Annotated in this window: 10 protein-coding genes and 1 pseudogene; 5 read left to right on the top strand and 6 right to left on the bottom strand. The window is 52.7% G+C overall.

Features of this window, described 5'->3' with window-relative positions; all coding sequences use genetic code 11:
- Positions 1–138 precede the first annotated feature (138 nt).
- Positions 139–1077, bottom strand: coding sequence for a transcriptional regulator LrhA (gene lrhA, locus OGX80_RS17600; RefSeq protein WP_012131489.1), 939 nt, complete (start codon positions 1075–1077; stop codon positions 139–141).
- Positions 1078–2012: 935 nt separating this feature from the next.
- Here lrhA and alaA point away from each other — a divergent pair.
- Together alaA and yfbR are read left to right on the top strand one after the other, a co-directional pair.
- Positions 2013–3230, top strand: a complete 1218-nt coding sequence (gene alaA, locus OGX80_RS17595) for an alanine transaminase AlaA (protein ID WP_012131487.1) — start codon at positions 2013–2015, stop codon at positions 3228–3230.
- A 104-nt stretch (positions 3231–3334) separates the two neighbouring features.
- On the top strand, positions 3335–3934 hold the full coding sequence (gene yfbR, locus OGX80_RS17590) for a 5'-deoxynucleotidase (RefSeq protein ID WP_012131486.1): 600 nt from the start codon (positions 3335–3337) through the stop codon (positions 3932–3934).
- A gap of 91 nt (positions 3935–4025) precedes the next feature.
- Here yfbR and OGX80_RS17585 read toward each other — a convergent pair whose 3' ends face one another.
- The 4 genes from OGX80_RS17585 to yfbV all read right to left on the bottom strand — a co-directional run bounded on the left by OGX80_RS17585 (position 4026) and on the right by yfbV (position 7639).
- The gene (locus OGX80_RS17585; RefSeq protein WP_012131485.1) at positions 4026–5858 is read right to left on the bottom strand and encodes an SLC13 family permease; all 1833 of its coding nucleotides are present in this window, start codon (positions 5856–5858) and stop codon (positions 4026–4028) included.
- A gap of 77 nt (positions 5859–5935) precedes the next feature.
- On the bottom strand, positions 5936–6613 hold the full coding sequence (locus OGX80_RS17580; RefSeq protein WP_012131484.1) for a sugar phosphatase: 678 nt from the start codon (positions 6611–6613) through the stop codon (positions 5936–5938).
- Entirely contained in the window at positions 6606–7100 is a 495-nt protein-coding gene (locus OGX80_RS17575) for a YfbU family protein (protein WP_012131483.1), read from the bottom strand. The genes OGX80_RS17580 and OGX80_RS17575 overlap by 8 nt, the downstream gene beginning before the upstream one ends.
- A gap of 83 nt (positions 7101–7183) precedes the next feature.
- Complete coding sequence (gene yfbV, locus OGX80_RS17570) at positions 7184–7639, bottom strand: terminus macrodomain insulation protein YfbV (protein ID WP_003028087.1); 456 nt, start codon at positions 7637–7639, stop codon at positions 7184–7186.
- Positions 7640–7977: 338 nt separating this feature from the next.
- Between yfbV and ackA the strand changes: the two genes are divergently transcribed.
- The 3 genes from ackA (at position 7978) to yfcC (ending at position 13144) form a co-directional block, all read left to right on the top strand.
- Positions 7978–9180, top strand: a complete 1203-nt coding sequence (gene ackA / locus OGX80_RS17565; RefSeq protein ID WP_012131481.1) for an acetate kinase — start codon at positions 7978–7980, stop codon at positions 9178–9180.
- A gap of 76 nt (positions 9181–9256) precedes the next feature.
- Positions 9257–11401: a phosphate acetyltransferase gene (gene pta, locus OGX80_RS17560; RefSeq protein ID WP_071260224.1), complete on the top strand. Its 2145-nt coding sequence runs from the start codon at positions 9257–9259 to the stop codon at positions 11399–11401.
- Positions 11402–11617: 216 nt separating this feature from the next.
- A complete protein-coding gene (gene yfcC, locus OGX80_RS17555) occupies positions 11618–13144 on the top strand; it encodes a putative basic amino acid antiporter YfcC (RefSeq protein WP_115181366.1) in 1527 nt (508 codons plus the stop codon).
- Between the two features lie 280 nt (positions 13145–13424).
- Here yfcC and OGX80_RS22450 read toward each other — a convergent pair.
- A pseudogene (locus tag OGX80_RS22450) lies at positions 13425–13517 on the bottom strand (transketolase); the annotation flags it as partial.
- Positions 13518–13563: the final 46 nt, after the last annotated feature.

Here is a 13563-nt window from a genome sequence, read left to right as displayed (position 1 = left end):
TACTGATTTTTTAGGCTTTTTCCCGCATTTACGTTCGAAACGCCGGTAAATTGTATAAAAAAAGAACCGCTGGATGTTTTTTCAGCATCAGCGGCCCTTTTTTACACTTACATTTTATAACGTTTTTTTTGTGACTGACTACTCAAAGTCACCTTCAACCATCAGCGAATCGTCTCCTCCTTCGGGAGTAAACTGACTGTATTGCCAGGGGTTTTGGTAACTGTCCATCGCCTGATAGATAACCTGCGCCAGTTCGTTCTGGCCTGATGGATCGCGACACAGTAAGTATTCCGTGTCTGGCAACGGCGGTAATCCATCCGCAGCGCCGAGCACGCGTAAATCCGGGCTCATCATCTCGACCGGTCGCGCGGTGATCCCCAGTCCGGCTTTTACGGCCGCACGTACCGCCGCTAACGTTGAGGCCACATAGGCAAGGCGCCAGGGAATATTCGCCGCATTCAACGTCGCTAATACGATATCGCGGAACGGGCTGGGATCGTCTAACAACACCAGCGGGATCGGTTCCCCCTTCTGTAGCACATATTCCGCCGCGCAGTACCAGTGTGTCGGCGATGTGCGCAGGTTCAGGAACTCGAAAGATCCCGGACGGTGCGTAGTGACAATCAAATCCACTTCCTGCGATTTCAGCATATCCACCATAAAGGCGTTACGTTTCACCCTCACATCCAGAGCAAGCTTCGGGTAAACCGAACTGATCCGATTGAGCAGGAAAGGCAATATCGTATCGGCGGATTCATCAGAAGCGCCAATTGTTAATACGCCCTGAAGATTGCTAAACATCAATGATGAGCACGCCTCATCATTAAAGCGCAGGATTTTTCTGGCGTAACCCAGAAGCTGAATACCGTGTTCAGTCAACAGCTTGTTACGACCATGACGGGCGAACAACTCCTTGCCCACAAGCTGCTCAAGACGCTGCATTTGCTGACTCACCGCAGACTGAGTACGACACACCGCCGCCGCCGCAGCGGCGAACGTGTTCAGATCGGCAACAGCAACAAACGTTCTCAGCAGATCGAGGTCGAGGTTAATTATCGGACGATTTGCATTTATCATAATTTTTCACTTACTGGCGGGTCATACCATGCTGACCTGGTTAATGCTGTGTGTTCATAAACAAACAATTCCATTTGTAATGTGCTTCCCTCGCCGTTTCACTTGCGTAACCAAGTGAAAGTAAAAATGTATTTGGTGCTGCTAACAACCTCTTCTCCTTTCTTTTCGAATAATCCCAGAGGTCATTACCAGGGATATATCGAGGAGAAGACGCATACCTTTTTAGGTAACAACGGAATTCTGCTAAGGATAAACGTGTAATTTTGTAAATGTAAAAGAAGTTAACGGACATTTACCGACACAAAAAAAGCCTACTGAGCAACAAGTTAGTTATAGATGCTCGTCATAAAAATTAGCAGACAACGCAGACTGCGCACCATTTCCTGGGGCTTATCTTAACCCAAAACCACTATATTTATAAGCCTTAATACGAATAATCTGAAGCGTGATTATGTTATCTTAACTAAGAAAATTATGTATTATTAATCTCACCAGCAAGTGCTTTTTAAATATTAAATAATAATTAATTAAGATCGCCACTACTCATTAATTCTACTTAACAATAGATTTACACCCTAACGTTTACAGATCATGGCGATAACAGTAGTTTCGTAAAAGCATTCAGTATTTTCCTGATAATTGAGTTATGCTGACGCCGCTAACACTTTCCTCCCTGAGTTTAGACTATTTTTTAACAAAACATACAACCACACAAAAGCCTGATACCAAAAACAAAAAACCAATAAAATAAATAAAAGCAGTAATAAAAACTGCAAGAATGGCATTAAAGCAGGACTTAACAGCACAATCCCACACTAAGCCTGAGCAAAATCTTCTACTGCTGACCCTTCAAAACTCACCGCTGTGGGAGTACATTGTTCCGTGCTGACTTCCACGGCAGGGAGTGGCGATAACAGCTAAAAAGGTCAAGATTCATGTCCCCCATTGAAAAATCCAGCAAACTAGAAAATGTCTGTTATGACATCCGCGGCCCTGTTCTGAAAGAAGCGAAACGCCTGGAAGAAGAAGGCAATAAAGTTCTGAAACTGAACATCGGCAACCCCGCCCCTTTTGGTTTTGAAGCGCCTGATGAGATCCTGGTCGATGTCATCCGCAATTTACCAACGGCGCAGGGGTATTGCGATTCAAAGGGTCTGTATTCCGCACGCAAAGCGATCATGCAGCATTACCAGGCGCGCGGCATGCGCGACGTCACCGTAGAAGATATCTATATTGGTAACGGCGTATCCGAATTGATCGTGCAGGCAATGCAGGCGTTGCTGAACAGCGGGGACGAAATGCTGGTTCCCGCGCCGGATTACCCGCTGTGGACAGCGGCAGTCTCGCTCTCCAGCGGCAAAGCGGTACACTATCTTTGCGATGAATCTTCTGACTGGTTCCCGGATCTCGACGACATCCGCGCCAAAATCACGCCGCGTACCCGTGGCATTGTGATAATCAACCCGAATAACCCAACCGGTGCGGTTTACTCCAAAGAGCTGCTGATGGAGATCGTTGAGATTGCCCGTCAACATAATCTGATCATTTTCGCCGATGAGATTTACGACAAGATCCTCTACGACGACGCTGAGCATCATTCTATCGCCGCACTGGCGCCGGATTTGCTGACCATTACGTTCAACGGGCTGTCCAAAACCTATCGCGTCGCCGGATTCCGCCAGGGCTGGATGGTGCTGAATGGGCCGAAAAAACACGCCAAAGGCTACATTGAAGGGCTGGAGATGCTGGCGTCAATGCGTCTGTGCGCCAACGTTCCGGCGCAGCACGCGATCCAGACGGCGCTGGGCGGCTACCAGAGTATTAGCGAATTCATCATGCCGGGCGGGCGTTTGTATGAACAACGTAACCGTGCGTGGGAGCTGATTAACGATATTCCGGGCGTTTCCTGCGTGAAACCGCGCGGCGCACTGTATATGTTCCCGAAAATAGATGCGAAGCGCTTTAACATCCACGATGACCAGAAGATGGTGCTCGACTTCCTGTTGCAGGAAAAAGTGCTGCTGGTGCAGGGAACCGCGTTCAACTGGCCCTGGCCAGATCACTTCCGCATTGTAACGCTGCCTCGTATTGACGACATTGAAATGTCGCTGAGTAAATTCGGGCGCTTCCTGTCAGGGTATCATCAGCTGTAACCGTAAACTGGCCGTCGGATGCAACGTGAGCAAGACGAGTATTTGCATCCGATGGCCTTCTCTGCGCACAATGACCCTCAGGTTGTCATCATGAAAAGGTCACTATGAAGCAGAGCCATTTTTTTGCCCACCTCTCCCGCCTGAAACTGATTAACCGCTGGCCATTGATGCGCAACGTGCGCACCGAAAACGTCTCCGAACACAGTTTGCAGGTGGCGATGGTCGCCCACGCGCTTGCCGCTATCAAAAATCGCAAATTCGGCGGCCAGGTCAATGCCGAACGTATTGCGCTACTGGCGATGTACCACGATGCCTCTGAAGTGTTGACCGGCGATCTCCCGACCCCGGTGAAATACTTCAATTCGCAAATCGCGCAGGAATACAAAGCGATTGAGAAAATTGCTCAGCAAAAACTGGTGGATATGGTTCCTGACGAACTGCGCGATATTTTTGCACCGCTGATCGACGAACATGCTTACAGCGAAGAAGAGAAATCGGTTGTGAAGCAAGCCGACGCGCTTTGCGCCTATCTGAAGTGTCTGGAAGAGTTATCGGCGGGCAATAATGAATTCCTGCTGGCAAAAACGCGACTGGAAAAAACCCTGGCGTCGCGCCGCAGCGAAGAGATGGACTATTTTATGGCGGTGTTTGTGCCCAGTTTTCACCTCTCGCTGGATGAAATCAGCCAGGATTCGCCGCTATAAATCGTTTTGCCGGATGGCGACGTAAACGTCTTATCCGACCTACTGCTACATTTGTAGGCCGGATAAGCGAATAGCGCCATCCGGCAAAAAATCAAAACGGAAACAGCACCGGGATCATCACCACGCATACCGCCATAACGATTATCGTAAACGGCACCCCGATCTTAACAAAGTCGCTAAAACTGTAGTTCCCCGGCCCCAGAACCAGCGTGTTTACCGGCGAGGAGACCGGCGTCATGAACGCCGCCGACGCCGCCATTGCCACCACCATTGCGAAAGGATACGGTGACACCCCCATCGACTTCGCTGCCGCAAGGGCTATCGGCGCCATCAGCACGGCGGTCGCGGTATTGGAAATAAACAGCCCGATGGTGGCGCACAGCACAAACAGACATGCCAGCATCATATAGGGGCCATAACCGCCGCCGACATCCATCAATCCTTTAACGACCAGATCAACGCCGCCGGTCTTTTGCAACGCCAGCGCAAAAGGCATCATCCCGACAATCAGGATAATGCTCGGCCAGTGAATCGCTTTGTAGGAGCTTTCTGCATCAATACAGCGGAATTTCCCCATCAGCAGGCAAGCAATGATTGCTGCGATCGGGTTAGGGATCTCATCGGTCAACATCAGCGCAACCATCAGCACCAGACAGAAGATCGCATGCGGCGCCTGGCTGTGCGCCGGGGAGGCGTCGCTCACTTCCACAGGCATATTCAGCACCACGAAGTCACGGCCCTGCTTCGCCAGTTGACCAATCAGCTTCCAGTTTCCTACTACCAGAATAATGTCGCCCATTAACAGCGCTTCATCAGCAAGCGACCCTTCGATTGCCACACCGTCACGCTTCAGACCGACGACATTCAGGCCATAGCGCGTACGAAAACCGATCTCGCGCACCGATTTGCCAATCAGTTCCGATTCGGGAATCAGGGAGATTTCCGCCATCCCCACGTCCAGCGCCTGATCGGAAAAATACTCGCCGCGTAAAACCATCGGCTCCAGCAGTTGCTCGCTGCAAAATTCCCGGAGATCCACCTCGGCGGCAGACATATCGATCAGTAACACATCGCGGGCGCGAAATTCCGACACCCCATTGACGTTAACAATAACGCGCCGAAAGCGCCGCCAGCGTTCAACGCCGATCACGTTCGCGCCATAGCGCTCACGCAGCTTAAGGTCATCCAGACGCTGGCCGACCATCGGCGAACCCGGGCGAATGGCAAGCCGACGAGCGCGACCGGTCAGACGGTACTCTTTGATTAAATCGCGAAAGGCGCGACGCTTCCAGCCATCACGCTGCTGCGACGCATCATCCCCTTTCAACATAAAGCGCATCACCAGCATGTAGATAATACCGAGGAACAGCACCACCAGCCCAATCGGCGTGACGCTAAAGAAGCTAAAACCGTGCAGCCCTTCACGCAGCAGTTCACTGTTCACCACCAGGTTGGGCGGCGTCGCCACCAGCGTCATCATGCCGCTGATAAGACCGGCAAAACTGAGCGGCATCATCAGGCGTGAAGGCGAGGTCTGCATACGCATAGAAACGCTTAACACCACCGGGATGAAAATCGCGACCACGCCGGTTGAACTCATAAACGCGCCAAGCCCGGCAACGGTGATCATCAGCAGCACCAGCATTTTGACTTCGCTGCTACCGGCCATTTTCACCAGCCAGGCGCCCATGACCGTCGCGACGCCGGTACGCACCAGACCGTCGCCGATAATGAACAAGGCGGCAATTAGAACAACGTTAGGATCGCTGAAGCCGGAAAAGGCCTCTGAGATGCTCAATGTTCCACTCAGAACAAAGGCGACAATGACCAGCAAAGCAATCGCGTCCATGCGCACTTTGCCCGTCGCAAACAAGATAACGGCAATCGCCAGTAAGGAGAGAACCCATATCAATTCACCGTTCACAACATATCCTTGTTAAATGAGAGGGATGGACTGATTCTGCCATAAAAAAGCCCCAACAATGCGGGGCTAAATCATGTTCAGGTATTTCTAAGAACGACCACGTTTCCGTTGGGCTGTTTGGTCACGGAAATGTGCTCAAGGCTGCTCAGGGCAAAATCGACGTCCGCAATGCGGGGCGTGTCCTCAGGCGCATTGACCGCAATGACATGACACCCGGCGGCCAGCCCGGAGAGAATCCCGGCAGGCGCGTCTTCCACCACCGCGCATTCCTGCGGCGAGAGGCCAAGCAGTTGGGCGCCCAGCAGATAGGCATCCGGTTCCGGTTTACCGCGCTTCACGCGCTCAGCGGTAACAAACACCTCTGGCGCAGGAAGGCCGGCCGCCTGATGGCGCGCCCGCGCAACCGGCATTGAGCCTGAAGTAACGATAGCCCAGGGGATACCGGCTTTATTGAGATGGTTCAGCAATTCGACCGCGCCCGGCAACGCCACAATCCCTGCCGTATCCGTCGCTTCTATCTGTTCCAGACGGGTAAACTCTGCGGCGATCTCCTCCTCCGGCTTTCCCGCCATGAAGTGTCGCAGAGAGGTGATAGCCTGCTTGCCATGAATAAAGCTCAGCACTTCATCATGCGTGAGGCCAAAACGATCGGCCCAGTTGCACCATGTCCGCTCTACAACGGGTAAGGAGTCAACCAACGTTCCATCCAGATCAAACAGAAAGCCTTTGCACTGCACGCTCACCCCCTCAGGCATTGATAATCTGATTAATTTCGTTCGAGCTCAGGTGATACTGGCGCGGGCAGGAGTGCCAGACATTCAGCATACGCTGGTATTTTTCCCACATCGGCGTCTGGGCATTAAAGCCATGCGTACCGGCATCAAAGTGGGTATAGCGCCCTTCCACGTTCACCATAAAGCGAACGTAGCCCAGATAACGCGCTTCGGTTGCGGCATCAAACCCGAGGAACGTCACGCGACGCTCGTCAATGGTCTGCGCGTCTTTCAGGTTAGTCCAGGACACATGTAAGGCGTGATACATCTCCATGATATCGATAATCGTGCGGCAGGTTTCTTCCTTCAGTTCGCCAAACTCACGATCCAGCTCACGCATCTGCAAGCCGTAGCCGCGTTCAATGATCGTTTGCAGACGGCGATAACGCTCGGCATTGGTCGGGTCGAGCATGGTCATCATTTTGTACTGGTTAGACAAAATCAGACGTTGAGCGTTGGTCATTTCCATTTTGGGACTCCTGTATCACTCTACTGCGGTCAAAAAAAGAAGGCATTGGTATGCCTTCTTTTATATGCGTAATCAGGGGTCAATTACAAATCATCAAGGAAAGTTTTATCCAGTTGTTTGAAGGCGCGCTTAAGCGTGTCAGCTAATGCCTGGTAATCCGGCTTGCCTTCTACTGGCGACAACGCCTGCCCGGCTTCCTGCAATTTTCCCCGAACCTCATAGAACCAGTTCAGGATGGAAGGCGGGAGTGGCGTAACGGAGCGTTTTCCCAGCCACCACATGCCCTGCATCGGTAAACTGAGCGCAAACAGGGCTGTGGCAACCGCCGGGCCTAACTGACCGCCCAGCGCGATTTGCCAGCACAGCGTAAACACCGCGATCGGCGGCATAAAGCGAATGGCGTAACGCGTCATACGAATCACGCGGTTCTCAACAAAGACCGGCGCAAGGCGCTTTTCCATCGGCCACGTCTTTGCGTAGTGCTGCCCCCGGCGAAACAAACTAAAAAAATTCACGGAGCGATTATCCGGTGTCGACATGGCTTTACCTCAACTTCACATATAAAAATTCAAAAATTTGTGCAAAACAACAACTGCAAGGGACATCGTTCAAAACATTTTGTCATTGATACCCACTATCAGGTATCCTGTGTCGGCCTCTAAGGCCAGTAGTCCAAAATCATTGAGTCGTCAAATTTACATATAGTATGCCATTGGCTGAAAAATACGCAAAATGGCATAGACTCAAAGGTATTTCTTCCATCATGCCGAAAAAGATTATTGCGCATGATGTTAATCATAAACGTCAGCGTCATCATGCGTTACGCTCTATGGCTCACTGACGTTTTTTTAGCCACGTATCATAAATAGGTACTTCCATGTCGAGTAAGTTAGTACTGGTTCTGAACTGCGGTAGCTCCTCACTGAAATTTGCAATCATCGATGCAGCGAACGGTGAAGAATACCTTTCTGGTTTAGCCGAATGTTTCCATCTTCCTGAAGCACGTATCAAATGGAAAATGGACGGCAATAAACAAGAAGCGGCTTTAGGTGCAGGCGCCGCTCACAGTGAAGCGCTGAACTTTATTGTTAATACTATTCTGGCACAAAAACCAGAACTGTCTGCGCAGTTGACCGCAATTGGTCACCGTATCGTACACGGCGGCGAGAAGTATACCAGCTCCGTGGTCATTGATGACTCCGTTATCCAGGGCATCAAAGACGCTGCGCCGTTCGCTCCGCTGCACAACCCGGCTCACCTGATCGGGATTACTGAAGCGCTGAAATCCTTCCCGGAACTGAAAGAAAAGAACGTTGCCGTGTTCGACACCGCGTTCCATCAGACCATGCCGGAAGAGTCTTACCTGTATGCCCTGCCGTACAGCCTGTACAAAGAACACGGCGTACGTCGTTACGGTTTCCACGGCACCAGCCACTACTATGTGACTCAGGAAGCCGCAAAAATGCTGAACAAGCCGGTTGAAGAACTGAACATCATCACCTGCCATCTGGGCAACGGTGGTTCCGTTTCTGCAATCCGCAACGGCCAGTGCGTTGACACCTCTATGGGTCTGACCCCGCTGGAAGGTCTGGTGATGGGCACCCGTACCGGTGACATCGACCCGGCAATCATCTTCTTCCTGCATGACAACCTGGGCATGAACATCGATCAGATCAACAAAATGCTGACCAAAGAATCAGGTCTGTTGGGTCTGACCGAAGTCACCAGCGACTGCCGTTATGTTGAAGACAACTACACCGCTAAAGAAGATGCGAAACGTGCGATGGACGTATACTGCCACCGTCTGGCGAAATACATCGGCTCTTACACCGCGCTGATGGAAGGTCGTCTGGACGCAGTGGTCTTCACTGGCGGTATCGGTGAAAACGCGGCGATGGTGCGTGAGCTGTCTCTGGGCAAACTGGGCGTGCTGGGCTTTGAAGTCGATCACGAACGTAACCTGGCTGCCCGTTTCGGCAAATCTGGTTTCATCAACAAAGAAGGTACCCGTCCTGCGGTGGTTATCCCAACCAACGAAGAACTGGTTATCGCGCAAGACGCGAGCCGTCTGACTGCCTGATTTTACACCGCCAGCCTAGCTGGCGGTGCTGTTTTGTAACCCGCCTGAAACCGGCGGTAACGAAAGAGGATAAACCGTGTCCCGTATTATTATGCTGATCCCTACCGGAACCAGCGTCGGCCTGACCAGCGTCAGCCTTGGCGTCATCCGTGCTATGGAACGCAAAGGCGTTCGTCTGAGCGTCTTTAAGCCAATCGCTCAACCGCGCGCGGGTGGCAATGCGCCAGACCAGACTACCGCTATCGTTCGTGCAAACTCGTCTGTCCCGGCGGCTGAACCGCTGAAGATGAGCCACGTTGAATCTCTGCTGTCCAGCAATCAGAAAGATGTGCTGATGGAAGAGATCATCGCGAACTATCACGCGAACACCAAAGATGCGGAAGTGGTGCTGGTTGAAGGCCTGGTTCCGACGCGTAAACACCAGTTCGCTCAGTCTCTGAACTACGAAATCGCGAAAACGCTGAATGCGGAAATCGTCTTCGTGATGTCTCAGGGCACCGACACCCCGGAACAGCTGAATGAGCGTATCGAACTGACTCGCAGCAGCTTCGGCGGCGCGAAAAACACCAACATCACCGGCGTTATTGTTAACAAACTGAACGCACCGGTTGATGAGCAGGGCCGTACCCGCCCGGATCTGTCTGAGATTTTCGACGACTCTTCCAAAGCGAAAGTGGTGAAAGTCGATCCGGCTAAACTCCAGGAATCCAGCCCGCTGCCGGTTCTGGGCGCGGTGCCGTGGAGCTTCGATCTGATTGCAACCCGTGCAATCGACATGGCGCGTCACCTGAACGCTACCGTTGTGAACGAAGGCGATATCAACACCCGTCGCGTGAAGTCTGTCACGTTCTGCGCGCGCAGCATTCCGCACATGCTGGAGCACTTCCGGGCGGGTTCTCTGCTGGTGACTTCTGCTGACCGTCCTGACGTACTGGTTGCGGCTTGCCTGGCGGCAATGAACGGCGTGGAAATCGGCGCTCTGCTGCTGACCGGCGGCTACGAAATGGACGCGCGCATCTCTAAACTGTGCGAACGTGCTTTCGCAACCGGTCTGCCGGTATTCATGGTGAACACCAACACCTGGCAGACCTCTCTGAGCCTACAGAGCTTCAACCTGGAAGTTCCGGTTGATGACCATGAGCGTATCGAAAAAGTTCAGGAATACGTTGCTAACTACATCAACGCTGACTGGATTGAATCCCTGACCGCGACCTCTGAGCGCAGCCGTCGTCTGTCTCCGCCTGCATTCCGCTACCAGCTGACCGAGCTGGCGCGTAAAGCCGGTAAACGCGTCGTGCTGCCGGAAGGCGACGAACCGCGTACCGTTAAAGCGGCAGCCATCTGTGCTGAACGTGGCATCGCGACTTGCGTCCTGCTGGGTAACCCGGAAGAGATCACCCGCGTTGCCGCCTCTCAGGGCGTAGAACTGGGCGCAGGCATTGAAATCGTCGACCCGGAAGTGGTTCGCGAAAGCTATGTCGCTCGTCTGGTTGAGCTGCGTAAGAGCAAAGGCATGACCGAAACCGTCGCCCGCGAACAGCTGGAAGACAACGTGGTTCTCGGTACGCTGATGCTGGAACAGGATGAAGTTGACGGTCTGGTTTCCGGTGCGGTTCACACCACGGCAAACACCATTCGTCCGCCGCTACAGCTGATCAAAACAGCGCCAGGCAGCTCTCTGGTCTCTTCCGTGTTCTTCATGCTGCTGCCGGAACAGGTTTATGTTTACGGCGACTGCGCGATCAACCCGGACCCGACGGCAGAACAGCTGGCTGAAATCGCCATCCAGTCTGCGGAATCCGCAATTGCCTTCGGCATCGAACCGCGCGTTGCGATGCTCTCCTACTCCACCGGCACCTCTGGCGCAGGCAGCGACGTAGAGAAAGTGCGTGAAGCGACCCGTCTGGCGCAGGAAAAACGTCCTGACCTGATGATCGACGGCCCGCTGCAATACGACGCCGCAGTCATGGCTGATGTTGCGAAATCCAAAGCGCCGAACTCTCCGGTTGCAGGTCGCGCGACCGTGTTCATCTTCCCGGATCTGAACACCGGTAACACCACCTACAAAGCGGTACAGCGTTCTGCCGACCTGATCTCCATCGGGCCGATGCTACAGGGTATGCGCAAGCCGGTGAACGACCTGTCCCGTGGCGCGCTGGTAGATGATATCGTCTACACCATCGCCCTGACCGCGATTCAGTCTTCACAGCAACAGCAATAATCTGCTTTGTGTGCCGGATAGCGACGCTAAGGCGTCCTTATCCGGCCAGCACTTCATATCTAAGGTCTGGAAATAGCGATTATTTCCAGATTTTTTATGCCCGCCGAACCGGCATGAACGAAATCCGATTTTCCCGCTTAGCTGCGCTGTATCAATGAATAACTATTCCTCTGTTCGCATAATTATCTCTTTGCCTTGCAACAGGGATAGTGTGTTATGTCCGCAGTAACAGAATCGCAATCGCGGCCTGCCAAAAAATGGGCGATGCCCGATACGCTGGTGATTATTTTTTTCGTCGCCATTCTGACCAGTCTTGCCACCTGGGTTGTTCCCGTCGGAATGTTCGACAGCCAGGAGGTGCAGTATCAGGTTGACGGGCAGACGAAAACCCGCAAAGTGGTCGATCCCCACTCTTTTCGTATTCTCACCAACGAAGCCGGTGAAGCGCAGTATCACCGCGTTCAGCTCTTTACAACCGGCGATGAAAGACCCGGCTTAATGAATTTCCCGTTCGAAGGATTAACCTCCGGTTCTAAACTCGGCACGGCTGTCGGCATCATCATGTTTATGCTGGTGATCGGCGGCGCGTTCGGCATCGTCATGCGCACAGGCACCATTGATAACGGTATTCTGGCGCTGATACGCCATACGCGCGGCAATGAGGTGCTGTTTATCCCGGTGCTGTTCATCCTCTTCTCACTGGGCGGCGCGGTTTTTGGTATGGGGGAAGAGGCCGTCGCCTTTGCGATTATTATCGCGCCGCTGATGGTACGCCTGGGCTATGACAGCATTACCACCGTACTGGTCACCTATATCGCCACCCAGATTGGTTTTGCCAGTTCATGGATGAACCCCTTTTGCGTCGTGGTCGCGCAGGGGATTGCAGGCGTACCGGTCCTTTCCGGCTCTGGCTTGCGCATTGTTGTGTGGTTCGTTTCCACGCTGATTGGTCTTCTTTTTACCCTGACCTATGCCGCGCGGGTGAAAAAGAATCCTCATCTGTCGCGCGTCCATGAATCCGATCGCTATTTCCGTGAGAAGCAGGACGAAATCGCCCAACGTCCTTTCACCGCAGGCGACTGGCTGGTGCTGATTGTGCTGACCGGAGTGATGATTTGGGTTATCTGGGGAGTGATTGTTCACGCGTGGTTTATTCCTGAGATTGCCAGCCAGTTCTTCACGATGGGCGTGGTCATTGGCATCATTGGGGTTATTTTCCGTCTCAACGGTATGACGGTGAACATCATGGCCTCCTCGTTCACCGAAGGCGCCAGAATGATGATTGCCCCGGCCCTGCTGGTCGGCTTCGCCAAAGGTATTTTATTGCTCGTGGGCAATGGCGAGGCGGGCGATGCCAGCGTGTTAAATACCCTGTTGAACAGTATTGCTCACGGTATTAGCGGTCTGAACAACGCTGTCGCCGCATGGTTTATGCTGCTGTTTCAGGCCGTATTCAATTTCTTTGTCACCTCCGGTTCCGGTCAGGCGGCGTTAACGATGCCGCTTCTGGCTCCGTTAGGCGATCTGGTAGGCGTAAACCGTCAGGTTACGGTACTGGCCTTCCAGTTTGGCGATGGCTTCAGTCACATCATCTATCCAACGTCCGCATCGTTAATGGCGACATTAGGCGTGTGCCGGGTCGATTTTCGCAACTGGCTGAAGGTTGGCGCGACGCTGCTGGGGTTGCTGTTTATCATGTCCAGCGTGGTGGTTATCGGCGCACAGTTGATGGGATACCATTGATCAAAAATGCCGGATGGCGACGCTGGCGCGTCTTATCCGGCCTACGAGTCAGGTTATTGGCCGGATAAGCGGTAGCGCCATCCGGCAACAATACATCGTTATTACAGCAGCGTTTTCGCCGCTTCCACAATGGCTTCTGCGGTCAAACCATACTCCTTCTGCAAGAAATCCTGCGTCCCGACCTGACCATAACGTTAACTAGTGCGTCTTATCCGGCCTACGAGTCAGGTTATTGTAGGCCGGATAAGCGGTAGCGCCATCCGGCAACAATACATCGTTATTACAACAGCGTTTTCGCCGCTTCCACAATGGCCTCTGCGGTCAAACCATACTCCTTCTGCAAGAAATCCTGCGTTCCGACCTGACCATAACGTTAACTAGTGCGTCTTATCCGGCCTACGAGTCAGGTTATTGTAGGC

The organism is Citrobacter sp. CK194 (genome assembly GCF_030333395.1).
GTDB lineage: Bacteria > Pseudomonadota > Gammaproteobacteria > Enterobacterales > Enterobacteriaceae > Citrobacter_B > Citrobacter_B koseri.
The sequence above is the reverse complement of the archived record's forward strand: the minus strand, read 5'-3'. Positions and strand labels throughout refer to the sequence as shown.